This is a genomic window from Ktedonobacter racemifer DSM 44963 (assembly GCF_000178855.1).
In the GTDB taxonomy this organism is placed as follows: Bacteria; Chloroflexota; Ktedonobacteria; order Ktedonobacterales; family Ktedonobacteraceae; genus Ktedonobacter; species Ktedonobacter racemifer.
The window spans coordinates 523,070-546,934 of record NZ_ADVG01000003.1; the positions used below are offsets into that span (position 1 = coordinate 523,070).

The window sequence follows — 23,865 nt, forward strand, 5'->3', positions numbered from 1 at the left end:
GAAATGGTTTGTACAATCTCCTCCTTATGATAGAACAGTAACCTTCGACAAATCAGCTTCCATGCCTTTGAGCGCAGCATACGTTAACTTATCCATCATCGCGCCATCAAAGTGAATGGATTTAATGGGGTTAGACCAGAGAGACCCCGAACGGAAAGACACATTTTTGAGTGTCGCGCCCTGAAACGAAACGTCATTGGGTGCCGCCTGGTCAAACGTGACACCGAGAAAGGTCTGCCCATCAAATCGCTGTCCGCTCAGGTCGGAATAGTGGAAGTCCACGCCGAGAAAGGTACAGCGTTCAAAGGTCGTTTTTCGCAGGTCGGTCTTCGTTAAGTTGACATCAGTCAGCGTGACGCCGATAAATTGTGCTCCAACCAGCCCCGACTTGCTGAAGTTGGTGCGCACAAGGATGGATTCACGGAAGTTCGCGTCCACAAGGTCAAGAGTGGAGAAGTCACAATCGGTCAGATTGGCGCCAGCAAAATTGGCTTCACGGACATCACTGCCCCGAAACGAGCTCCCGGTTACGTCTGCGCCCGTAAAGTCAGAGCCGCGCAACACACTCCCTTTAAAATTCCCTTTCTGCGCGATCACGCCCGCAAAGTCGCTCTGTGGCAGGTTGCTCGCACTCAGGTTTATTGACACCTGCCGCTCCAGCGAGTGAGAGAGGTTGGCAACCTCCTGGACGGTTTGCTCAATGTCGCCGATACTCTCAATGGTCATGGTCAAGGCGGTTTCATCATCCTTGCCCTCGGCTTTGAGTTCACGGAACCGCTCCTGCACATCGGAGAGCAGATCAGCCTTTAATTCGGTCGCGCTTTTTCCACCATCGTAGGGAGCAAAAACGCCGTTGACATAGTTGGTCAATTTCTCAGTCATAACATCACCTTTCCTTTACAAGAGGTTATCCAGTACGCGCTTCGCGTACTCCCAGTTGCGTTTGTTGCGATCGTACGTAGCTTTCCCTTTTTCAGTCATCCTAAAGTATTTCCGCCTGCCGCCTTGCGATTCATCGCCCCAATACCATTCGATATCCCCGTCCACTTCAAGCCGCCGGACGCTGGAGTACATGGTGGCTTCCTTTAATTCATAGTCACCACCCGAGCGCTCAGCAAGCAGCTTGACAATCTCGTAGCCGTAGCGGTCAGCTTCCGATACGAGCCGTAACATCATCGTATCGGTATGTCCGCGCAGCAGATCGGAGGTCAGTTTGCTTTCACTCATCTCATCACCTCGTATTGGGAATATACATCATAGTACAATGTTTGTCAAGGTACTATCCCAATGATGATACTTTGCTTGATAAATAAGCTCTCTGTTCTGTATTTGACCTCCCTGGATTCGTATGGGAGAGGACAAGGCCAAAGACCGGTTGGGAAAACGAGCGCCACTTTGCGGCTTCCGGTTCTGGCAAGACCTCCGTCACGGGAGCCTTGGTTCCCATGACGCTGGGACGCTCTGGCTCATCATCGCTGATCATGAAGCATGACCCATCTTGGAGAGAGAAACAGCAGCTCATTTTTGAGCAGAAAGAGGGATAGATGCTTGCCTTGCCCGCTACTCTGCCCCTGAATAGTCCGTAAGCAAATGACAAAAACGAACCTGTTCATTGCGCGGTGAGGTGGGGATCACATAGCGGATCTCCACCTCATCCATTGTGACGACCACACGGTCGACGAGCAATTCTACCAACTGCCGTTTCTGCTCAAAGGTGGCCTGAGAGAGGCCGCGATTCATACGTTGACAAAATTCGTTGATCGAACCAGTGATGCTGGCTAATTCCATGTGCTGCTGGACACTCGCTTCAATCTGGCTCGCCTGCATCTCCACTGCCACCAGTCGCTGTTCTACGTCCTGCCGCCGCCGTTTGTATTCTCCTAGAGGAAATGCATCGGCAAGATAGGCCTCAGTCAGTCGTTCCAATTGCCCGCACAGCGTGTTACGTGCTTTGCGGACCTGTGTCCGGCGAGCTTGAAGTTCTTGCGGAAGCCAAGCGCCCGCTTGTGCTCGCTGCAACGCCTGCTCAATAACTACTGGATGTTGCAGCACCTCACAGAGGTCCTGCCAGACAAGTGTATCCAACTGCTCAACTGGAATGAAACGTGCATGACAGCATTCCTCTCGTCGAGAACGGATGGGCCCCTGCTTTCCTCGGCAGACATAGTAGGCATGTCCAGAACTCGTCCGAGCCAAACAGGAAAGGTGACACAGACCACAACTGACCAAGGCACGCAACAGGTACTGATGAGAGGTATTGTTCCGACGGGCAAAGTGCAAATTGTCTGCCAGTTTTGCCTGGACCCAATCAAATTGCTCCTGTGAAACGATAGCTGGCACTTGTCCCACCACAATCCACTCCTGAGAGGGCGTCTCTTGTGTACTGGATCGACGCCCAATAGGTTGCAAAGGGGAAAAACGACGATGTTTCGCGACAACACGTTCTCGACCAGCATACACGGTTCCGGCGTAGACCGGATTCCTCAACATGTCACGTAAGGTCGTCAGGCTCCAATACGACTTTCCATTGGGGGTTGGAATCCCTAGCTGATGTAAGTGCTTGGCGAGTTGCTCCAAGCCATGCCCTTCTTCCAGATAATACGCGAAGATTTCTGCCACATGGATCGCTTCAGGTTCTTGAAGGCGGACTCCTGATGGATCCCGTGGATGATCAGGATCTAAGCGATACCCATAAGGGGGGCGACTCCAGGGAAGCATCGTCCCTGCTCGAAATTTTTGCAGACGACCTCGACGCATCCGTTCAGCAATGAGGGTACGTTCATATTCGGCTACCGCTCCTCGGATTTGCAACAATAACTGATCATGAGGATCCTGACTCATGGGATGCTCCACAAATTCCACCTGACAGCCTCCTCGCTCCAATTCCTCAACGAGGAGGACTTGATGCACATATTTGCGGGCGAGACGATCGGGCGCTGTGATGAGAACCCGATCAAAAATTGCTCTTCCCACCTGATCTCGTAACCGATCTAACCCTGGTCGTTTGAGACTGGCTCCACTGTAGCCATCATCCCGAAAAATCTGGACGTCTTCCCAGAACCAGTTCTTACACTGGCAGTATATCTGTAATCGTTCCAATTGCTGCTCGATGGTCTGTGTCTGAACTTGACGCTGACCCGAGACACGAACATATGCTGCGATGTTCATCGATTTCCTCCTGACTGACTGGCCCCTGTTGCGGGGCATTCGTCCATCGCAGAAGGCATTGGTAGGCCTGATCCCAGCGGGAGAGGGCATGAATATGCTCAACTCCTTGCCGACGGCACTTCCAGTGGCGTTGCTTCATCAGTCCCCTCCACGACGCTAACCAATGATTTCTTTCTCTGTTGAGAAGATACGAGGAGGGAACAAAGAACGTTCTATCATGGGTGATGTGCCAAGCGCCAATGAGAAAGATGAAGCTGAGTATGACGGCTCATACAGAATTTGTCATTTGCTATCATACCATTTGGTGACAGCTTATGTAGCGCTACCCCGAATAGGCATCAATCTGGTTTTGAGCGCTGTCTGTCAGGTTGTCATAGGAAATGGTCTTTTCTTTTTGTGCGTCCATTCTTGTGCCTTCCTGTGGTGGCGAGGCGTGATGCACTCGTTAGCTTGAACTCTGTTTACGGTCTCTTTGGTTGCCGAACTCGGCAGCGGAGAAATGAACGCTACTCCGTTTCTCCTTTGGGCTGTACAAGCGAGCGAGGGAGGAATGCTAGCACGCCTTGACGCAGGGTATCGAGCATGGTGGCCGTTGCTCTACCACGATCGCCAGCGTTTCTTGATCGGCAGAGAGAATATCCTCGCTGAACAGTTGTAATGGATACTCACTCTGGGTGTTTTCCTCCTCGCAACGTGCTTTCGCTCTGGGCCGTATAGGAAAAAAAGTGAGTGCGTTGATCTGCCCGATAAACTATGCGTGCCCCGCCAGGCGGTATTGTAGTGTCTCCCTAGTATGTATCTCCTTTTTGTGTACCTTGACAACTTTAACCAATGAAATAGAGCATACCCGCAGGAATTTCGCGAGAAATGGTTCTATTTGGGGAGAACAGTGTCAAAAAATAAAAGCTTTACGGCATACCTACAGATTCCTCTGCATGAAAAGGAATACGCACAAAAAAAGTTGTGCCCTTCCCTTCCACAGACTCTACCCAGATGTGTCCATGATGCTTCTCAACAATTTCTTGGCTCATAGTAAGGCCAATCCCCCGTCCTGTTCGAAAGGCATTTTCCGCGAAAGACGTACGATAAAATGGCTCAAAAATCCTCTCCTGTTGCTCATGAGAAAGTTCAGGCCCTTCATTGTGAACCTGAAACAATACGCTTGTCTGATCTGCACTGACACGGACGCGAATGACCGTATGCTCTAGAGAATAGTGAACGGCGTTCTCCACGAGATTGATAATGGCCTGGGAAAGCCGTTCGCAATCCGCCTGAAGGATGAGCGGCTGCTCAGAAAACTGATACTCTATCTGCCGTCCCGACAACGCCTGCTGATCCTCGACCACTTCACGGCAGAGCTTCTCGAAATCACACGAGGTAGGCCGCAGGGGAATCTCGCCAGAACGCAAACGACTGAGTTCAAGCAAATCCTCAACGAAGGCGCGCAGATACATCGCTCGCGCTTCCACCTTTTCGAAACTTCTCTGGCAATCGGTCGTAGTACTTCCCGCCTTATGCAGGCGACGTAAGGCGAGTTGTGTCTCCCCAAGAATAGTCGTCAGAGGCGTTCGCAATTCGTGCGCTGCGCGGATCATAAAATAGTCCTTGAGCTGGTTGGCTCGCTCAAGTTCCTGGTTCATGATGCTCAGTTCATCAGCACGCTTTTGTACGAGCCGATGTGCGCTTTGGTGCTGTCCCGTGATGACAGCTATAAGGAGGCCAGCAAGAGCAAAAGGAAGCAGTCTGAAGAGAATCGTCCAACTGAGCGGTGGAACGCTCGGCTCATGGGGTGACCTGGATACAAAGTAGCTGAAAGCCACACAGCCCAGCAGCCAGGCCAACAAACCGGGGCCAATTCCCCAGAAAAGGGACGCCAGAAGGATGGCGAGCAGTAAAGAGGAAACAGGAAAATAGAAAGACGGAACAAGCCAATGGCTCAGTAGTATCGCCCCGACACCAGCGGCGATACACAAGCAAGCCGCTATATACCCGACGACAGGGTGTTGCCATCGGGAGACAGGAGTTGAAAGAGCACTTCTACCAGACCAAAAATACTGGATGGCTTCTCTCACCAGCTTCATGGAACTCCTTTTCTTGTGGTCCCTCACTGTACTCGTTGTGATCTTTTCTCGGAAATATCTTTACGCTTATAACACATTTGGGAAGGAAGGAAGGTGTCAGTATCATTATGGGGCTCTCGAAAACTAAATTGTTGTGGAAGAAAAATAAAGTCATCCTCTAAGTAGCTCTTTCTTGAGCTCGTATGCATGAGCATGGCTACCTTCCCAAGACAGCCAAAAGTCTTGTCGGCGACGGCCTGCGAGCAGGCGGGCCGCTGGTTCGTCAGTCTCCAGGTGGAAGAAGAAGTTGCCGATCTCATCAAGGCCGCGGGTCCCGTGATCGGCATTGATTTGGGCATCAAGGCACTGGTGAAAGGAAATGCAGGAGCCTGAGAACGTGATGCGATGAGAGGGCCAACAAATTTAAAATGACGTTCGTCGAAGGAGTCGGCGTCAAGTTGAAATTCCCTGGACGTATAGACAAGTGTCAGATCTCCGTAGTTGTGAAATACCGTCAAGAGGTTTTGAGGCGGTTTGACGTGATAGCGCTTGTACAGGATGGCAAGCAATAACAAACATCGTCGAAGATACTCATATTCCTGCATTGGCGTTTGGCTGACGTTCTCGCGAGTGGATACGAGTATTTGGTGAAGGATGTGTTGATTGACGGCCATCGTCGAGAGCGAGGCGATGGCTGGCAGATGAAGAAGCTGCGCAAGGCTCCGTCCGCGCATCATTTCAGCGCCCCCTGTTCAGGAGCACGTGGTGGTGGACGAGTGGCTTTAGCTGTGATGGCGCATGCGCCATCCCCTGCTCTATACAGGGACAGGCACACCGACCTCTACCACCAAACTTCCCGGGAAACTGAGGGTGGTCACCGACTACCTGGGGCGCAAAATGGTCTTCTACCAGAGCTATCCCCTCTACACCTGGGCAAAACATGCCCCTGCTCCCAACGACTGATACTTCCTCGCGCTGCCCCAACCTGCTTAGCCAAATCCTCCTGGCTCCAATTGCGAAGACGACGCTCTCATCGAAGAACGTTTGGATGCTCTCCAGGCAGCCTTGTCACTTCCTCAGCTCCATCAGGAGAGAATATCCACTCCACGTTTCTTGAGATGCATACCTAGTTCCTCGGCATAGGCAAAGAGAGCGGGACCTCCACCCGAATGGAGCAAAAGAATGGTATGCTCAGCTGACCAGCGTCCAGCGGCTTGATGAGCCAGAAAACCTGTCATCATTTTACCTGAGTAGACTGGATCAAGGAGAATGCCCTCTGTTCGCCCCATCAGCATAATAGCATCTAAGCAGTCTTCCGTAGGATCGCCATATTCGCGACCGATGAATTCATCGTGAATCTCGAACACACCACGTGGGCCCCCTGGATCACGATCAAGCAAAGAGCAAAGAGCCTTCCACCACGTTTCTAGCTGTTCATAACAGGATGCCCGCTTTTGATTGACGCTGATGCCAATGAGAGGACAGGTGATTCCTTGTTCCCGCAGAGACAGAAGTAAGGCAGTAAAGATTCCACCCGTTCCAAATGGCGTATAGATTGCATCTACCTGGAGATCTTGTTCTCTCATCTGGCGAGCGATCTCTAGTCCACAACGGACATAGCCCAGACTGCTTTGTGGGGTTGTCCCACTGACAGGGATTACATATGGCTTTCTCCCCTGGGCAAGCAATGACTGGTAGACGTTCTGAACATGTGGCTTCAGATCCCAGTGACTGGATGTCTCAACGAGATGGACCTGGGCTCCCATCAAGTAGACTGTCAGGAGATTGCCCTGCAACTGTTGGTACTGATCACGGCTCAAAATCACTACACAGTCCATTCCGACCTTGCGTGCTGCCGCGGTCGTTAACCGCGCATGGTTGCTTTGTGAGCTGCCACAGGTCACAAGGGTGTCAGCGCCTTGCGCTAGTGCACGTGCCACTTCATATTCCAATTTGCGTGGCTTGTCTCCCCCAAACGTGAGATCGGTCAAATCATCCCGTTTGATGAAGAGACGCGGACCAAGCTTTGCACTTAGCGATGGTAATGCTTGCAGTGGCGTGGGCAAACGCGTCAGAGAAATCCGGGGATAGCGCTCCAGGTCCTCTTCAAGAGATCGGTTCATATTTTTCTCCTGTTCTTTCCGTTCTTTGCTGTAGGTTTACTTTCCGGTGCGACAAAACGCACATCCAATCGCGACTCCCTCCACACCATCAATACGAGCGATGTACGCCTGGTTTCCTCATATATTACTCCATTCCCTCCCCCTCTCCTCTCCCATCCTCTTCTATGACCACAGAAAATGCAGCCGCACGACAAGCAGTTCGCGCTCTTGGCAGCACTCCCCTCCCTCACCAGAGTGTAATTGTCCCACTAAACCAGGTCAATAACACCATGCAGTCTCGAAGGGTTCTGTCAGAATTTAGAAGAAGGTTTGGCCCGGAAATCGTTGATGAGGTATGCTAAGAGCAACGACCATCTGACGAGGAGTGCTTCATGAACGGTCCACACTGTGCATCAGCTACCACCAAAGAACAGACCAAGAAGACATCGCTTGGCTATCGGACGTTTCGCTGCTCAGCTTGCAAGCAAACCTTCAATGAGCGGACAGGAACACCGTTCAACTTTCTGGAATACCCCACCGATATGGTTCTCCTGGTCGTCTTGTGACGGCTCCGGTACAAATTGAGTCTGCGAGACCTCGCCGAGATGTTTCTTGAGCGAGGATGGGAGTTCACCCATGAGACTGTTCGGGAGTGGGAAACGCGGTTTGCTCCACTTCTTGCAGAGCAACTCCGCATCAGGCGACGCGGACAAGCAGGGCAGTCGTGGTACATAGATGAAACCTACGTTAGGGTCAAGGGGAAATGGTGTTATCTGTATCGCGCTATCGATGCCGATGGCAATCTCGTGGATTCGCGGTTGAGTGAGAAGCGAGACATGGACGCAGCCAAACAGTTTTTCAAGCAAGCTCTTGCCGTTGTTGGCCATGTTCCCGAGCAGGTCACAACAGATGGGCATACCTCCTATCCACGAGCAGTACGTGAAACGCTAGGCGACTGTGTGCTTCATCGAAACAATAAATATCTCAATAGTTGAAAGAATCGTTCCTAATTTAAACCACGTTGAGATAGGTTCTAACAAAAACGCGGGAGAGCATTCGAGTTGGAAGGAGGTGGACGTTCCTGAACATCGAGGATCATCCGCTCCCTTCTTGAACCCCTGCTAAAACGTCATTCTCTCCATTCGCTCTTGAAATGTGTATGGTATACTATTGAGAAATATACCTGTTTCACATTCAGAGCTACACAATAAAACAAAGGCATACACGCATATGCATCTCCTCATCAAACATCACTGGGACACCACGCACAAGACCTGGTCACCCACGCACTTCACCACCCATATCGCCAGGCATGGTCGCACCCTTTGTCGCAATGGGAAACCGGATGCAGATCCACAAGGAATCATCTCCTCCCGTGGCTGGCGTCTCTCCCTTCATGGCAAGCCGCAACATATCTCCTGCAAGTCCTGTCTCCTGCATCTTGAGAAGACAGCCATTGAAACGACCCTTGTCGAGCAGTTCAGTGAAGAGGAAACACGCTTCTCTAAGAGGCGCCCCTCTCTTCTGCCGCACTTGCTCACGCAGATCACTCATGCTCGCTCGCTCCATCAAGCCCACTTGTATCTTGCCTGGGCCTGTGCGTCTGAACTTCAGGAAGACGAGATTGCCACCTATCAAGAGCACCAGCTCTTCCTTCCCCACCAATGCCTCCGACTCCTACTGCTCCTCCATACGGCAAACGAGTCCTCCCACACTGCTCCCTCCGCTCGCCGCGAACCTTGGGCGAATGCCCAAGGTATGACAGAACCTTTTGGCTCTTGGACACATTAAGTGTGTCTACTTGCTTGATAGAAGAACGCTTTGTGATAGAATAACAGTTGTAAAATACTTTTGAGCCATCTGGAGGCATTTCCATAGATCCATCCTTTTCCTCTGTTTTTGCCTTTCCGTCAACGCTAGGCATTGATACCATCGAACTACATGAGCAGACAGTGATTGTCCATCTTCATGCCACCTCGCCAACGTCTCCTTGCCCGCGTTGCGGAATGTCTGGCTCTCGTGTCCACAGCCGCTATCAGCGCACCGTTGCTGATGTCGCCTTTGGTGGAAGGCACCTGATGCTCAAGCTCCTCGTGCGCAAATGGGTATGTCGGGTATCTTCGTGTCCCCAACATATCTTTGCTGAGCGCTTCCCCGGATTGGTCCAGCGTTACGCACGCATGACGGAGCGGCTGAATGAGGCACTCCAATCGGTCGGAGTGACGACCAATGGCGCCGACGCTGCACGGATCTTGTCGAGGCTTGGTATGCCTACGACCGCCAAGACCATCATTCGTCGCATTCTGCAACTTTCCCTGCCCAGTGAAGGTTCCGTCCGCAAGATTGGGATAGACGAATGGGCGTGGAAGAAAGGTCACCGTTACGCAACCATCTTGGTGGACCTCGAACAACGACGCGTGGTGCAGTTGCTGTCGGATCGCTCGGTAGAAACAATCAAAGCCTGGCTACGCATGCACCCCGAGATCGAGATCATCTCACGCGATCGTGGAAAGCTCTTCCGCGAAGCAGCGACGGGTGGTGCTCCTCAAGCCCAACAGGTCGTCGATCGTTTTCATTTACAGAAGAACTTTGCAGAAGCTTTGGAGCAGTTCTTTCGTCACAAAACGCGTGTGCTCAAAACGGCGGCGCGAAGCTTGGCAGGAACAGCCCACCTCTCTCCCAGGACTAGGGTTCCCCAAAAAGCGGAACAGGAGCGTCGCAGGCGTCATCGCCAACGTGTCGCTGTCCACAAGCGCGTCTGGAAGCTGTTTCGAGAGGGATACCACAAAGAGCGGATTAGCGCAGTTGGCTGGGATTAGTGGTCGCAGCGTCTATCGTATCCTGCAACAGCAAGACGCGCCGCCCCCACGCCGACGGTCTCGTTCCCATTCCGTCGTTGATCCGTATCTTTCTTACCTCACGGAGCGATGGAACCAGGGATGCCACTCTGGGGGTCAGCTGTATGAGGAAATCCGTGCTCAGGGATATCCCGGTTCGAGGCGAACGCTTGAGAGGCAGCTTCACGCGTTTCGCCCTCATGGAACGCACGTGGTCACAAAACACGTTATCACCTTAGGGAAAGCCCCTTCCGCCCGAGGCACTGCTCTGATGATCGTTCGGCCTGCACAAAACCGCACCAAAGAGCAAACGGCCTATCTTGCGCAACTCATCCAGAGCGACTCCACGGTCGCCAAGGCCATCGCGCTGGCGCAGGATTTTGGGCAGTTGGTGCGCCAGCGTGAAGGGAAGCTTCGTTTGGAGCAATGGCAATCCGCTGTGCGGGCGCGGGCCAGTGGGATTGCTGAACTGATTGAGTTTGTTGATGGGCTGGCCGATGATGCGGAGGCTGTGGTTAATGGATGTAGCCTAACCTGGAGCAATGGCATGGTGGAAGGATTCATCAATAAAGTGAAATGGATCAAGCACAGTTCCTATGGACAGGCTGGCTTTCCGTTGCTCCAACGCCGTGTCCTGCTTCATCCTGCTCACAGGTCTCCGTTTGGCTTAGAAAAGTTGAAGGAAGGTATTGTCAATGTACACTCCTCTGCCGCCGTCTAGCGAAGCGTTTGAACAATTCAGTTGGTTAGCTATTGAGCCATGGTATCGCGAACTCACCGTTACTCCTCTCTCTGAGGCAACCCTCCTTGCCTGGCTGACCCACTGGTCGCACCTAAGCGAACTGATGGATGAGACGATGATGCGGTTGGAGATTGCCTGGTCCCAGAATACTGCGGATCGAGCCGCAGCCCGGGGCCACCAGCGCTTCCAGGAGACCATCGCGCCACAGGTGCAGTCCTTTGATCAGCAGATCACACAAAAGTTCCTGGCGAGTGGCTTAGAGCCTGAGGGATTTGCCATTCCCTTGCGCAATCTGCGTGCCCAGGCCGCTCTGTTCCGTGAAGCAAACCTGCCACTGCTGAGGAGGAGCAGCGCCTCTGCACAGCCTACGAGCAGCTACGTGCGGCCCAAACTGTGGTATGGGAAGGGCAAACGGTCTCTCTATCCTCCCTGTCTGCCCTCCTTGAGCAAGCGGATCGAAAACTTCGTGAGCGCGCCTGGTACCTGATCAGCGAACGCCAACGCGCGGATCGCGAAGCGCTGGACGCACTGTGGGTAAAGGCACTCCAGGTGCGTCTGCAGATCGCACACAATGCCGGATACGACACCTATCGAGACTATCGCTGGCAGCAATTGTTTCGCTTTGACTACACGCCGGCGGATTGCTAGGCCTTTCACACCGCGGTTTCGCACCTCCTTGTGCCAGAAACGCACCCACTGTGGGAAAAGCGCTGCACACTGCTGGGGGTGGACACCCTGCGTCCCTGGGATACTGAGGTAGATCCGCGGGGCAATACCTCACCACTGCTCTCCTCCGATGGCAGGACGCGAGAGCAGCAGTTGACCACCCTCTTTGGCTGTATTGATCCGCAGCTGGCGTCCTATGTTGAGACGATGATCCAAGAACATCTCCTGGATCTGGACGCGCGCCCTGGCAAAGCGACCATGAACTGTACTTTTTCCCTCCCAGCGCGCCAACGACCTTTCCTCTTCGCGAATCTACAGGGATCGGTGCGCGATGTGTTTGTACTCTTGCACGAGGCAGAGCATGCTTTTCACGAGTTCGAGATGGGTCAGCTTCCCTATCTTCACCAACGCAAAGAGGGCTTCCTTCCACTCGAATTTGCCGAGGTGGCCTCAACCAGTATGGAACTCATTGGACCTATGCACCTGCACCAGGCAGGATTGTGTAGCCAGAGGCAACAAGTGCAACTCTGCATGCGACGATTGGAGAGAACCGCTATGCACTGGCTTCCGGTCAGTGCTCGGATTGATGCGTTTCAACACTGGGTCTACGACCACCCCCAACAGGCGATGGACCCACGTGCCTGTGATCACACCTGGGCCGAGTTATCGAGGCGCTTTCTTCCCTGGGTCGATTGGAGCGGCCTGGATGAGGCGCTCAGGACGGGATGGCAGCAGGTTCAGCATATCTACTGCTTTCCCTTTTACTATATCGAGTATGCTATTGCGGCCCTTGGGGCGCTGCAAATCTGGAACAACTATCGGCAGGATCCACGTACAGCGCTGCAGCAGTATCGCTCCGCGCTCGCGCTTGGAGCCACAAAAACCTTCCAGAGCTCTTTGCGGCTGCTGGAGCGACCTTTGCTTTTGATACGACAACCATTCAGACAACAATCCATGCCCTCATGCAAACCATTGAGGAGTGGGAAGCACAGATGTGAGCACCTGACTCTCAAACAGAGATCGCAGCGGTCGAGGCCACTGCGATCCTCATGACATGTTGCCTACACTTCTGTTGGAGGTAGAGGTCATATGGTATTCCTCCATAACTCTTTCACTTCCCGATCAGGAAAAGCAAGGAGGAGGAGTATATCGTTAGTTGCTTATCATAGCAAGCAGACACACTGAATGTGTCTAAGAACCATAAAAGATTTGGTCATCCGATTCTTCTCGTGTTTCCGATTTTACCTTCTTGTTTTGGAAGAAGCAACTGTGTCTTCTTGCATTTTGCAAGCATCTCGTTGAGGAGAAGCGGCCCGTTTTGCGAGAGCAGTCATGCGTGGAAGATGCACCCTTGTCGAGAAGCAGTACATGAAGACGAAAGAAATCATGTGAAAAGGAGGAAACGAGTGAGAAAACACATACTTCTCATTCAGGGTGCAGGCAATCAGCACAAACCTTTAGGCAGCGGGAAATTGGTTGCATCCCTGCGGCAACAGCTTGGCAGCGATTACCAAGTCCTGGCTCCAGATATGCCTGATCCTGACCATCCTAGATACCTTGCCTGGAGGGATCAGATTGAGCAAGAGCTAGGCAGGCTCGATGCTGATGCCTTGCTCATTGGACACTCTTTAGGGGGTTCAATGTTGCTCAAATACCTGGCAGAAGGAACCTACCAGAAACCGATTGCCGGGCTGTTTCTGGTGGCTGTGCCCTACTGGGGCAAGCAGGATTGGGAGCTTGAGTACGCTGTGCCAGATGATTTTGCTTCACGCCTCCTCCCGATCCAACAACTCTTCCTGTATCACAGTCGTTCTGATGAAGAAGTCCCGTTTTCTTCTCTTAGACGCTATCAAGAAAAACTGCCCCAGGCAACAGTTCGAGTGCTCGATGGGAAGGAACATTCTTTCACAGAAGGGTTGCCTCTGCTTGCTCAAGACATCAAGCGGTTGGAACCCAGAATCTAGCTGATGCTCGTCTGCAACGAGCCTCAGTTTAGAGGTAGGGCTAGGATCTCTGCAAAAATCTATCACAAGGCAGCCTTGTGATAGATTTTTGCAGAGATCCTAGCCCTACCTCAGCAAGAGAGGAAATCGAGGGAAGAAAATGTCGGGAGCCCATATCGATTTCGACGTTGCCACAAATCGATTCAAATCTCAAGGTGCTTGGCTTCTGTCTTCCTTCTGTTCTCTCTTTCCCCGGAAAACGTTCTCCTCGCAACCTGTGATCGCTTCACCGCTTTGCTTGCTTTTCCCACACATCACCGAAGCGGGCATTCTTCCATTTCTTGCACAGAAATGCCCGCTTCCTTCACAAGCCCATCCCAAAAGTCTGGGACGACTCATGTCTTCTCTGAAAAAGCTTCAGGCGCGGGGATGGAGTTCACGACTCTGGCGCATGATTTCACGGAGCTGGCCGAGGTGATCGGCATTGTGGGAGAGTCCGAAGAGGAAGCGCCCGATGGCGTTGAGTTCGCCAACGCGGAAATGCGTGAAGGTGACATCAAGGTGCGGCTCGTCGGGCCAGGCGTCGAGCATGGCTTTGCACATGCGCCGACTTTCTTCCAGGCGCTGGCGAATCTGCTCGACGCTCTTGACGGTCTCCCAATAGACCTCGTAGCGCGAGCGACCTTCGACCGGCAGACCGCGAGCTAGCACCAGGGCCAGCGCCGCGGCTTCCTCTGAGGAAGCCGCGGCGTGTACGATGACGTGGCCGAGCGTCCATGGCAGATGAACCTCTTCAGGCTTGCCAAAGGCATCATTGGCCTGCGGGTCATCGGGCACAAATACCACATCCGCGTCCACCGCGCCGGCGATACTCTCTTGCATGGTATCAACCATTTCGTCGGTCTGCCGATAGAGATCAGCTTTGGTCAGGCCTGCCGCCAGCTCCGCGAATGTTTTGGAGCCGTTCTTCACCGAGCTAAAATCGAGCATAGGGAATCTCTCCATTCTCTTGTAGTCAGGAGCACTGGCTACAACGTGTGTTCCTAACATAACAGCTTGCGTGACACTGGGCCAGTTTCAAATTGGGATTTACCTCGAACCAGTCAGGAAGCCGTCAACCAGATCGGCAATTTCATCGGCGGCCGTATCCAACGCGAAGTGGCCACCATCGACGATATGGACTTCTGCATTAGGCACATCGCGGCGGAACGCTTCCGGTTCGGAATCATCAAACGAGAGTTCGTACGTTCCCCAGATCACGAGCAGGCGCGGCTGAGTTTTGCGCATCCATTCCTGCCATTTGGGGTAGGAAGCGACGTTGGATTGGTAATCGTAAAACAAATCGCTCTGGATGTCCGCCTGACCCTGCTGGGAAAGGAAACGGAATTCATCGATCCACAGATCAGGATCGTAGCGCTCGACCTGGGGGTCGTTGCCCACATGCCGCGTACGCGTGGTGGCTAGTGAGAGCAGATTCGAGCGCAACGTTTCCTCATATCTGGCGCGGTCGGCCCAAAAAGCGCGGCGGGGGTTCCAGTTTTCCCCAAGACCGCTATCATGTGCCACGGCATCCTGAACGATCAGCGCTTGCACGCGCTCCGGGTGAGCAAGCACCATGCGAAAGCCAACAGGACCTCCGTAGTCTTGCATATAGAGGCTGTACTGCGTCAGGCCGAGCGCCTCGGTGAAATGCTCCATCACCGTCGTAATGTGGTCGAATGTGTAGGCAAATTGTGTATGATCAGGCCAATCGCTATGGCCGAAACCCGGATAATCCGGAGCGATCAGGTGATAGCGGTCGGACAGGCGTTGCAACAGCGGTTCAAACATCCGCGAAGAGGATGGTATGCCGTGAAGCAAAAGCAAGGCAGGGGCGTCATTGGGCCCGGCCTCCCGGTAGAAAATGGACAGGCCATCGACCTGCACAGTGCGATAAGACACAGGGTATTTCATCGGATGCTCCTTTTGATGTTCGTGAGTCAGAACCCGACCCGAGGCCAGCAGTGCTTTTCCTTCCTTGCGCTGCGGCGACGAGAGGATGGCTCTTTCCAGATTGCCATGCGTGTGAATGATCCTTCGCATTTAAGGAGTGACTTCAAAAATCACTTCTAATTCTATCGGCATCCCGAGTGGCAGACTTGCAACTCCTAGCACGATCCGGGTCGATATTTTCGCTTCTCCGAAAACTTGTACCAGCATTTCCGAGGCCGCATCGGCAACTTTCGGATGCTCCCGGAAATCGCCATCCGTGGCAATCGACACGCCAAGCCTGACCACACGGCTCACCTTGTCGAGTGAGCCTAAGTGGCCGCGCGCCGCCGATAGCACATTCAGGCAGGCGATGGCGGCGGCTTTACGACCGTCCTCTACGGTCAGTTCCGCGCCAAGCCGCCCAAGATAGGCGGGCTTGCCGCCCGCTACCGGCAACATCCCGCTGAGAAAGAGCAGGTTGCCGGTTTGCACGACCTCCACATACGCGCCCAACGGTGTGGGAACTGGGGGAAGCTGCATGTTGTGGTCATGCAACCGCTGTTCTGCGCCAGCCTGCACGGTGTGAGATGATACAGGGGTGTTCATAGAATTCTCCTTTTCAGAGCTTCGCTTCCTTCGCATTGTTTTTCGTTCCACTCCTCGGGAAAGTGGCCAGAAGGTGACGCGTGAAGCACCATCTGATGCCACAATCAGCGTTCCTCACCCGCCATATCGGTTCCTGGGCAGACGCGCCTGGAACGGCAGCGAAAGAGACTTGTGTGTCTGGTTTACTTTCGTGAGCCTGCGATTGCCGCCCTCTCCTCAAAAGTTCGCTGAAAGAGGAGCAGGAACGAATGGTTCTCTGCTTACTCTAGCACGCGCGCAAGGAGAGAGGTGCCCAAATTCTTGCGCGAGAGCACCAGATTCTTGCGCTGTTACCGATAGGGGCTGGGGAGGGGGTAGGGCTAGGAGTGCGCCTGTTTGCTTATCGAGGAGTTGCTCAAAGAGTCGTACTTAAGTAGTGGTACGAGGGGTAAGCGGCCTGCGTCCAGCAGTGGCACTGTTGGTGGTGGGAAGCCCGCTGACAATGTACCGGATGGGTCTAGCCGAAAGGGCCATCGGGCTACCCCTGCGACCTATGCTGACGAATGGGGCGCTGCCTCTGCTTCCGCAAGAAAATCTCTATGTTGGGGTAGATATCGGGAAATTTCGACATGTTGCCGGTTCCTCTCACGAACGTTGCTTGTGCGCCATGAACGCTTTGAAGGCTGCCCCACCTGTGTCTTTGAACATTCACGTGAAGGCTTCCGCTCTTTTGTCGATCACCTTCAGGAGTATGTGCCGCTCGAACAGGTCACTGTTTTGTTGGAACACACTGGTCATTACCACCGGCTTTTAGAACAATACCTGCTCGTTCTGGATATTACCGTGTACCGCGTGCATGTCCAAAAGCGAGCGGAGGGCATGCTCAAAACGGATAAACGGGATGCACTGAGCCTCGCCAATGCGCTTTACACCCAGCTTGAACTAGGGGCCCAGGTTCAGGACAAAATGCAATTAGTGCGCCGGATTGTGCCTCCAACCAGTGCTGCTGCTCAACTCCAAGGTGTGATGCGCCATCGGTATGAACTGAGCCATATGAGTACCCAATATCGCAATAAGTTAACAGCGATTTGCGATCAACTCTTCCCGGAGCTGGTCCAAGTCTTCCACGATCCGAATCTCCCAACAGCCCTCGCCTTTCGCTCTGCGTTCCCGACCCCACATGCTATTGCCGTGGCTTCTCTGGACGACTTACGTGCGGCTCGTCAGAGAACTTTTTCTTCCGATGCCCAACTGCTCGAGCTTCAGCGGTTGGCCGACAAAACCATTGGAGTCACTGATCTTGATCGACAACGGGGTCTTGTGCTTGAACAAGGATTGCTGATCAAAGAACTTCAGCTTATTCAGCAGCACCCGGAGGACCTCCAGACGACTATCATGGATATTGTCCAAAACTGTCGAGAAGGTCAGATCTTACTTTCCATCCCTCCGATCGGGCCGGTACAAGCTGCAACCATCATTGCCACTGTCGGTAACATTGCCAATTTTGCGAAGGCATGTGAACTCAAATCCTACTTTGGCTGGGCTCCGAGAAAAAAAAGACTGGGGTCACCATGGATCGAACCAATCTCTCAACGCGAGGGGTCCGTCCCATGAAACAAATGCTCTTTCTGATGGCTCCGCGGGCAACGCCCTTGATTGTAAATGGGCCAGGATCTATCAGCGCTTGCTCCCTTGTTTGTGCACCTACGACGAGAAGACGAGGGAGTATCGAGGAAAGAAAAAGGTGCTCGGAAGAATAGCAGGGCAGATGGCTTCAATGATTTATGCCTTGCTCAAAACGGATCAGGAAACACTGAGCCAGGTGCCTCCAGGAGACCCCCCTCCTCCTCCGCTGCTCTATGACCTATGACCCAGAAGAGGTCCATCGCAAACATCAAGAAGGCTCCTATCGCTCGCTCAAGCCCAATACGCTGCCCAGAAAGATTCTTCAACTTCCAAGCAAGTCGTAGTGCCCTCTCAAGAGGAGCCTCCTCGTTTGCTTCCTCCAGCCACGAGGGAAAGGGGGTAGGGAAGCCTCAAGCTTCCAGAAAAGCTTGAGGCGGGGGTGGAGGGGGGCGTCTCAGGAGATGCAAGCTATACAGGCTGCAAATCTGAATCAAGCTGTTGTGCAAGGTTCATAACAACCTGGCTGGAAATTCTCAGCAATTTTCAGCAGGGGAAGAGCCAGGTTGTTATGAACCTTAGACAAACAGTACCACCATATCTTCTATAATAAAGAAAGAAACAGCAAGGAGAAGTACTGGCGCCTCTTAATAAAGGGGTGCGAGTACTTGAATACGAGAAGAAGCTTATTTCAATAATGACCAGTGAGCAGATGGTAAGGAGCAAAACCATGAGGGGGGGATGGTCTCTATTTGAGCCAGTACTGGTAGGAAGACAGAGTGAGTTACGTCTATTTCAGCAGCAGTTTGAGGCAGGTATTGCAGGTCAATTACTAGTAACGCTTGTGGCCGGTGAGCCTGGCATCGGCAAGACACGCTTTCTACGGGAAGCTGCCCAGTATGCAGAACAGGCGGGCACCGTTGTATTATCTGGCAGCGCCTCAGAAGCTGAAGGCATGCCACCCTATCTACCTTTGCTGGAGGCGCTTGGCCAGTATATTCGCTCTGCTCCAGTTGAGGAGCTACAAGAGCAGACAGGAGCCATGGCTCCTGTGCTGGTGACGATTCTTCCTGAGCTCTCATTTCGCCTGCGAGAGCTTCCAGACAGCTATAGCCTGCCTCCCGAGCAAGCCCGTTTGCGTCTCTATGAGGCAGTAGGCCTGTTTCTCGCAGCGATTGCCAGGAAATCTGGTCTGGTATTGGTGCTCGATGATCTGCAATGGACCGATACCTATACGTTGGACCTGCTCTGTTATGTTGCCCGGACTCAGCCGAGAGCGCGTTTGCTGATATTGGGGGCTTACCGCGATAGCGAGATTACGCATCATCCAGCCTTTGAACGTACGCTGACTGAGCTTCATCGCCTCCGACTGCTCACTCCGATCACCCTTAGGGCACTCTCCGAAGCGGACATGGGTCTGCTCGCGCTCAATCTCTTACACTTTTCTGTGGACCCGCTCTTGCTTCATCGGCTTGTGCTCCAGAGCGAGGGAAATCCTTTCTTTGCTGAGGAGCTTTTGAGAGATTGGTTAGAGACAGGCTTCCTTGCAAAGGATGCCCAGGGAAGCCTGCCGGAGGGCGTTCTCGAGAGGCGCCTTCCTTCTAGCATCGTGGGAGCGGTACGAAGCCGGGTTGGCAGATTAGATACCCAGATTGTTTCTTTGCTCCAGGTCGCCTAAGTTATTGGTCGTACCTTCGCGGTAGATCTCCTTGCTGGCGTAGCTGGTCGGAATGTGGAAGTCGTGGAAGAGTGCCTGCAGAAAGCACTTGAAGCGCATCTGATTCGGAGGAGTAATCCAGGCGTCTTTACTTTTTGCCACGATCTCATTCGCGCGGGCCTGTATGATGGATTGCCCTTATTTCAGCGAACTCGCCTGCATACATTGATCGCACACAGGCTTGCTCTCCGGCTTCGCTCTGATCAACTCGCAACTCACCAACTCGCGGAACTGGCTTTCCATTGTACCCGCAGTGGTGATCAAGAGCAGAGCGCTGTCTATTCCTTGCTGGCTGCGGAAGAGGCAATGCGTACCTATGCATCTGAGGCTGCGATAGGCCATTATCGGACGGCGCTTCAGAATCTTTCCGACCACGATCCTCGGAGAGCAGAAAGTCTTCTGCGCTTGGGCGAAGCGTCATTGCAGATTGGAGCCGTTCAGGAAGCTGTTGAAGCATTTCAGACTGCTCTGGCCTGGTGGAAAAGCTCGGGCGACAGGATCGCGATGGGAAAGGTAGGTCTTGCCCTGGGGCGAGCCTACTGGCGCCTGGAAGAGATTAATCGAGCGCGAGCTACCTTTGAACAGGCTGTATCTCTCCTCTCTAGCACTCCTACAGTGGATACGGTATGGGCCCTGGTGGAACTGGGTTCGCTGTTGCTTGTCAGTCAGCATAACTACCCGGAGGCACAACGCCACCTGGAACGTGCGCTTGATCTTGCGCGCCAGTTTGGTGAGACGCGTTTGAAGGCGTCTGCCAGCCGGGCATTTGGTAACTCACTTATGCGGGCCGGCAAGATGGAGGAGGGCATTCGTTTGCTAGAAGAGGCTCTTGCACTCCCTGACGAGGCGATGGATGTGATGGAAGCCGCGGAGTGCTGCGGATGTCTCTTTCTGGCAAGGTGCTGGGCTGGTCAGCTCGATGGGTGGGAGGACTTACTCTTCCGCTGGCTCCAATATGCGCAGCTCTGTCACGATCCCTATCAGTTGAGGCATATCTACTCGCATCTGGCGACTTTTCACGCCCAGCGCGGCGATTGGACCCTGACTGAAGAATATCTCTTGCAGGGGCAGATGCTGACAGAGCAGCAGGGGCTTCCAGAGCCATTAGCGATGTTTCAGTGGACACGTGGCGTTATATATGCTTTTCAGGGAAAACTTGACACAGCTTTCGAATTGATACAAGAGTCCATTGCTCGCTTTCGTGTGCTGGAACCTCAATCGCTGGTCTGGTGGCTTGGCTGGCTGGGAATAGTCCAGGCACTACAGGGCAAACGAAAGGAAGCCCTGGCTGTGCTTGAGGAGCTAGAAACGCTGATTCTTCCTCTGCCAGCCGGGTCGATGGCGGTGGTCCATGCGCTCTCCCATATGGCCATGATCGTTGTCTATCTTGGTGATAAGGAACGGGCTGAACGCCTCTATACGCTTCTCCTGCCGTATCACGGCCAGTATCACGCTATATTAATCGATCGTTTGCTGGGAAGCCTGGCAATTCTCCTGAAGGATTTCACGGCTGCGCAGGATTATCTGAAAGCCGCCGAAGTGGTGGCTCGTCGCTTTGCTTTCAACGTTGAACTGGCCTGGACTTTAGAAGCCAGCGGCAATCTTGCTTTAGCCAGGGGTGGATTCAAGAACAGTGAAGCTGGGCGTAGCCAGTTGGAAGCAGCTCTGAAGCTATTCACGCAACTGGGAGATCAGATCCAGGCGCAACGCCTGCGTAACCAGGTGCGCCGTCGTGCACGAAAGCCCGCCAGGTCACGTTTGCCCTTAGATCTCAGCGAGCGCGAAGTTGAAGTACTGCGTCTGGTTGCCACCGGTAAAAGTAACCGCCAGATTGGCGAAATACTAGTCATTAGCGAGAGAACCGTCATCAATCATATTGCCAGCATCTTCAACAAAACGGGGGTCAGTAACCGTGCTGGTGCCACAGCATTCGCCATTCGTCACAAGCTGGTTGAATAACGAGAGTGTACCAGCCTTGCTAGTAGTTTCTTACTACTTCCTGTTCTGTCTCCTCCTGTTTCCTCTTTCGAAAGAGTGTAGTAGTTTTTTGCGATGTCAGCACGACTGGAGTGTTATAGACTTCTTTCAAGTTCTGCTCCTACCTCCGTGGTGGGTGCAAGGGGTACCATACACTCTTCCAGCAAAAGCTCCTTCAGGCCCTTTCGGCTTGCTCACGCCAATACCTGCAACAGGAAAACCAATCACTGTGCCAGGTGTGGTGATCTTTCGCGTAGTGGAAGGCAACATTGTCGAAGACTGGTCTCAGACCGATAACCTTAGTATCATGCAACAGCTAGGTCTGCTGCCAGGGGTGGGATAATGGCCGAGAAAAGGAAACACAGTGGTTTTCACCGTGCAAGAGCAGCACCATATGCATTTTCAATAGATTCTTAAAGAAACCATCTTATTAGTAAAAGAGGACGTCATACGTGCAAAAAAAACTGAGAACCATTTCAGAACCCGCGTTGACCGACGCGGTGGAATTCAACATACAGGAACTCGTTACTCTCTGGGGTCACGCCCTGGGAGCCAAATTTTATCACGAAGCCGAGGCCAGTTGGTTCACCACCAATATACCCCATTGGAGCGGCAACTGGGTAACCAGAACTCATTTTACAGCTGAGACCTCACCAGAGAGAATGGATGCTGTGCTCGAACGCTTGCGGACGACTCAGCAGCACGAGACATTCTGGGTCGTGGATGCCTCCAGTTCGGATAGCTTTCTTGAGCGCATCAAACAGCATGGATGGCAAGGAGGAAAAACGACCGTCTGGGCCCTGGATGTACACACACTGGCCGATCACTATACCTTTCCAGAGGGCGTCACTGTGGAACGAGTGACCACGGCCAACGGTCTTCAGGAATGGGCACATACCTTTGTGACTGGCTATGGAGGTATACCGATGCCCGTGTATGATCGTAGTGCTGAGTTAGTCCAGCAACACGGCTTTGTGGCGACTCCTGGGGTGTATTACTACCTTGGCCGACTCAATGGCGAGCCAGTGAGCACCACCTTACTATTTCTTGGTGGAGGTGTCTCGGGCATTTATTGTACCGCTACGCTTCCACACGCGCGCCGGCGGAAAGTAGCTACCTCCGTAGTTCTGCAGTGTCTGCTTGATACTCGTGCCATGGGCTACCATATTGCCACGTTGCAGGCCTCTGAGATGGGAGCACCAGTCTATCGTGCCCTTGGCTTCAAAGAGTACGAAAACCTCAACTTTTATCTCTTGTCAGAACCATCAAAGGAGTAACACGGCTCTGTCGTGATAGAGAAGTGAACCAGATAGGTCGAGAGTTGCCGTGCATTGATCGTGGGCAGTGATCACAATTCTGAGACACACAATAAACCGGCTATGTGCTTCTCCAATACATGTCCTCTCTTTGTAAGCTTTCCTTTCATACAAACACACAGCAGGATTATTGACTGTTCTTCCTCTGAGAAGGATTCTCATAACCTGTACAGTATAACTATTTTCCATAGAAAGTCCAACATATATGCAACAGATGATTGAGAGCCTCTCCCATCCAGCTCTTATCGAAGCAATGGAAACGAACACAGAAGCATTTGTTTCGCTCTGGGGGCGCGCGCTGGGAGCCACGTTTTATCATGAAGCAGGTGCTTCATGGTTTATCACTGGTGGGCAATTTCTGCGTTTAAACATGGGGATACAGGCTTGCCTGACACCGGATACGCCCAGAGAAAAGATCGACGAAATGTTATCAAAGATCGAAGCTCATAACGTACCTCTCTCCTGGCCTGTTGGACCCTCTCTCCAACATCCAACAATAGAAGATCGTGTCAAAGCTCGTGGATGGTCCATCTTTCCCACCGCTGGCATGGCCAGGGATCTCCAGGACCTCGATGAGCACATTGACCTGCCTACAGGAGTGACTCTTGAGCGGATAGACGCCACGGAATCCTTACAACTTGGGGTCCAGACCATTGCTGCTGGCATGCCGTGGCCTGATGCTGGTCGCGATTATATCATGGATGTGGTTCGTAAACATGGGTTTGTCGCTCATCCAAGCGTGCGCTACTACCTTGCTCGGCTCAATGGTCAACCAGTGGCGACATCAATTTTGTATCTCGCCAGCGGAGTCGCCGGTCTTTACTGTGTGGCCACGGTTCCCAGCGCACGAGGCCGAGGCATTGGTCGAGCCATATCCCACCTGCCTTTGCTTGATGCACGCGACATGGGATATCGTGTTGCCATTTTGCAAGCAACAGAAAAGGGTGAAAGAATCTATAGTCGTCTTGGTTTTCATGAAGTATGTCGCATTCACTTCTGGCAACGGTAAACAACGGGTAATCTGACCAGGCCAAAGCATCTGTATCTGCGAAGAAATCTTGTAGTTTGACGGGTAATTGGCCTGGAGCAAGTGACCGGCGTTCAATTTGACCGCAAGGGGGTAAACGAGGCCCTGGCAGTTCTTCGAATCTGGTGATG

Annotated in this window: 23 protein-coding genes and 1 pseudogene; 16 read left to right on the top strand and 8 right to left on the bottom strand. The window is 52.9% G+C overall.

Annotated elements, in window-relative coordinates; translation table 11 throughout:
• Positions 1-24: 24 nt before the first annotated feature.
• The 3 genes from KRAC_RS31310 to KRAC_RS31320 form a co-directional block, all read right to left on the bottom strand.
• Positions 25-882, bottom strand: coding sequence for a pentapeptide repeat-containing protein (locus tag KRAC_RS31310; protein ID WP_007914274.1), 858 nt, complete (start codon positions 880-882; stop codon positions 25-27).
• 15 nt (positions 883-897) lie between these two features.
• On the bottom strand, positions 898-1,227 hold the full coding sequence (locus tag KRAC_RS31315) for a PadR family transcriptional regulator (protein WP_007914275.1): 330 nt from the start codon (positions 1,225-1,227) through the stop codon (positions 898-900).
• A gap of 333 nt (positions 1,228-1,560) precedes the next feature.
• On the bottom strand, positions 1,561-3,168 hold the full coding sequence (locus KRAC_RS31320; RefSeq protein ID WP_007914277.1) for a recombinase family protein: 1,608 nt from the start codon (positions 3,166-3,168) through the stop codon (positions 1,561-1,563).
• Between KRAC_RS31320 and KRAC_RS71865 the strand changes: the two genes are divergently transcribed.
• Positions 3,161-3,328 carry a hypothetical protein gene (locus KRAC_RS71865; RefSeq protein ID WP_157506249.1) on the top strand — a complete coding sequence of 56 codons (168 nt, stop codon included), beginning with the start codon at positions 3,161-3,163 and terminating at the stop codon, positions 3,326-3,328. The two genes, KRAC_RS31320 and KRAC_RS71865, sit on opposite strands and share 8 nt — an antisense overlap.
• 748 nt (positions 3,329-4,076) lie before the next feature.
• Here the strand turns inward: KRAC_RS71865 and KRAC_RS31325 are convergent.
• Positions 4,077-5,249 carry a sensor histidine kinase gene (locus KRAC_RS31325; RefSeq protein WP_007914279.1) on the bottom strand — a complete coding sequence of 391 codons (1,173 nt, stop codon included), beginning with the start codon at positions 5,247-5,249 and terminating at the stop codon, positions 4,077-4,079.
• A gap of 186 nt (positions 5,250-5,435) precedes the next feature.
• Between KRAC_RS31325 and KRAC_RS71870 the strand changes: the two genes are divergently transcribed.
• A complete protein-coding gene (locus KRAC_RS71870; RefSeq protein ID WP_157507364.1) occupies positions 5,436-5,621 on the top strand; it encodes a hypothetical protein in 186 nt (61 codons plus the stop codon).
• Between the two features lie 405 nt (positions 5,622-6,026).
• Positions 6,027-6,191 carry a COG4315 family predicted lipoprotein gene (locus tag KRAC_RS76435; RefSeq protein WP_244422364.1) on the top strand — a complete coding sequence of 55 codons (165 nt, stop codon included), beginning with the start codon at positions 6,027-6,029 and terminating at the stop codon, positions 6,189-6,191.
• A gap of 122 nt (positions 6,192-6,313) precedes the next feature.
• Here KRAC_RS76435 and KRAC_RS31335 read toward each other — a convergent pair whose 3' ends face one another.
• A complete protein-coding gene (locus KRAC_RS31335) occupies positions 6,314-7,351 on the bottom strand; it encodes a 1-aminocyclopropane-1-carboxylate deaminase/D-cysteine desulfhydrase (protein ID WP_007914280.1) in 1,038 nt (345 codons plus the stop codon).
• Positions 7,352-7,722: 371 nt separating this feature from the next.
• Between KRAC_RS31335 and KRAC_RS66715 the strand changes: the two are divergent.
• From KRAC_RS66715 to KRAC_RS31370, 7 genes and pseudogenes are all read left to right on the top strand, one after another.
• Positions 7,723-8,322, top strand: a pseudogene (locus KRAC_RS66715) (IS6 family transposase); the annotation flags it as partial.
• Between the two features lie 238 nt (positions 8,323-8,560).
• Positions 8,561-9,121: a hypothetical protein gene (locus KRAC_RS31345; RefSeq protein WP_007914281.1), complete on the top strand. Its 561-nt coding sequence runs from the start codon at positions 8,561-8,563 to the stop codon at positions 9,119-9,121.
• A gap of 161 nt (positions 9,122-9,282) precedes the next feature.
• Positions 9,283-10,149 carry an ISL3 family transposase gene (locus tag KRAC_RS71875; RefSeq protein ID WP_157507366.1) on the top strand — a complete coding sequence of 289 codons (867 nt, stop codon included), beginning with the start codon at positions 9,283-9,285 and terminating at the stop codon, positions 10,147-10,149.
• Positions 10,136-10,888, top strand: coding sequence for a transposase (locus KRAC_RS71880; RefSeq protein WP_040445400.1), 753 nt, complete (start codon positions 10,136-10,138; stop codon positions 10,886-10,888). Before KRAC_RS71875 ends, KRAC_RS71880 begins: the two co-directional genes overlap by 14 nt.
• Positions 10,863-11,396 (top strand): gluzincin family metallopeptidase, encoded by a 534-nt coding sequence (locus KRAC_RS76440; protein ID WP_040445402.1) that lies wholly within the window; start codon positions 10,863-10,865, stop codon positions 11,394-11,396. Before KRAC_RS71880 ends, KRAC_RS76440 begins: the two co-directional genes overlap by 26 nt.
• 191 nt (positions 11,397-11,587) lie before the next feature.
• Positions 11,588-12,628 (top strand): M3 family metallopeptidase, encoded by a 1,041-nt coding sequence (locus tag KRAC_RS76445; protein WP_244422367.1) that lies wholly within the window; start codon positions 11,588-11,590, stop codon positions 12,626-12,628.
• A 353-nt stretch (positions 12,629-12,981) separates the two neighbouring features.
• On the top strand, positions 12,982-13,539 hold the full coding sequence (locus KRAC_RS31370) for an RBBP9/YdeN family alpha/beta hydrolase (RefSeq protein ID WP_007914283.1): 558 nt from the start codon (positions 12,982-12,984) through the stop codon (positions 13,537-13,539).
• A 396-nt stretch (positions 13,540-13,935) separates the two neighbouring features.
• Here KRAC_RS31370 and KRAC_RS31375 read toward each other — a convergent pair whose 3' ends face one another.
• From KRAC_RS31375 to KRAC_RS31385, 3 genes are all read right to left on the bottom strand, one after another.
• Positions 13,936-14,568, bottom strand: coding sequence for a DinB family protein (locus KRAC_RS31375; RefSeq protein ID WP_244422369.1), 633 nt, complete (start codon positions 14,566-14,568; stop codon positions 13,936-13,938).
• Between the two features lie 39 nt (positions 14,569-14,607).
• Positions 14,608-15,471 (bottom strand): alpha/beta fold hydrolase, encoded by an 864-nt coding sequence (locus KRAC_RS31380; RefSeq protein WP_007914286.1) that lies wholly within the window; start codon positions 15,469-15,471, stop codon positions 14,608-14,610.
• 129 nt (positions 15,472-15,600) lie between these two features.
• Positions 15,601-16,095 (bottom strand): RidA family protein, encoded by a 495-nt coding sequence (locus tag KRAC_RS31385; protein WP_007914287.1) that lies wholly within the window; start codon positions 16,093-16,095, stop codon positions 15,601-15,603.
• 375 nt (positions 16,096-16,470) lie between these two features.
• On the opposite strand from KRAC_RS31385, the gene KRAC_RS31390 reads away from it, so the two are divergent.
• The 6 genes from KRAC_RS31390 to KRAC_RS31410 all read left to right on the top strand — a co-directional run bounded on the left by KRAC_RS31390 (position 16,471) and on the right by KRAC_RS31410 (position 23,716).
• Positions 16,471-17,688, top strand: coding sequence for an IS110 family transposase (locus KRAC_RS31390; RefSeq protein ID WP_007914288.1), 1,218 nt, complete (start codon positions 16,471-16,473; stop codon positions 17,686-17,688).
• A gap of 706 nt (positions 17,689-18,394) precedes the next feature.
• Positions 18,395-19,375, top strand: coding sequence for an ATP-binding protein (locus KRAC_RS31395; RefSeq protein ID WP_083814917.1), 981 nt, complete (start codon positions 18,395-18,397; stop codon positions 19,373-19,375).
• 63 nt (positions 19,376-19,438) lie between these two features.
• On the top strand, positions 19,439-21,373 hold the full coding sequence (locus tag KRAC_RS31400; protein ID WP_007914290.1) for a helix-turn-helix transcriptional regulator: 1,935 nt from the start codon (positions 19,439-19,441) through the stop codon (positions 21,371-21,373).
• A 154-nt stretch (positions 21,374-21,527) separates the two neighbouring features.
• Positions 21,528-21,734, top strand: a complete 207-nt coding sequence (locus tag KRAC_RS78490) for an ester cyclase (RefSeq protein ID WP_274532158.1) — start codon at positions 21,528-21,530, stop codon at positions 21,732-21,734.
• 109 nt (positions 21,735-21,843) lie between these two features.
• Positions 21,844-22,668, top strand: coding sequence for a hypothetical protein (locus KRAC_RS62870; RefSeq protein ID WP_007914292.1), 825 nt, complete (start codon positions 21,844-21,846; stop codon positions 22,666-22,668).
• A gap of 244 nt (positions 22,669-22,912) precedes the next feature.
• Positions 22,913-23,716, top strand: a complete 804-nt coding sequence (locus tag KRAC_RS31410; protein ID WP_007914294.1) for a GNAT family N-acetyltransferase — start codon at positions 22,913-22,915, stop codon at positions 23,714-23,716.
• Positions 23,717-23,865 lie beyond the last annotated feature (149 nt).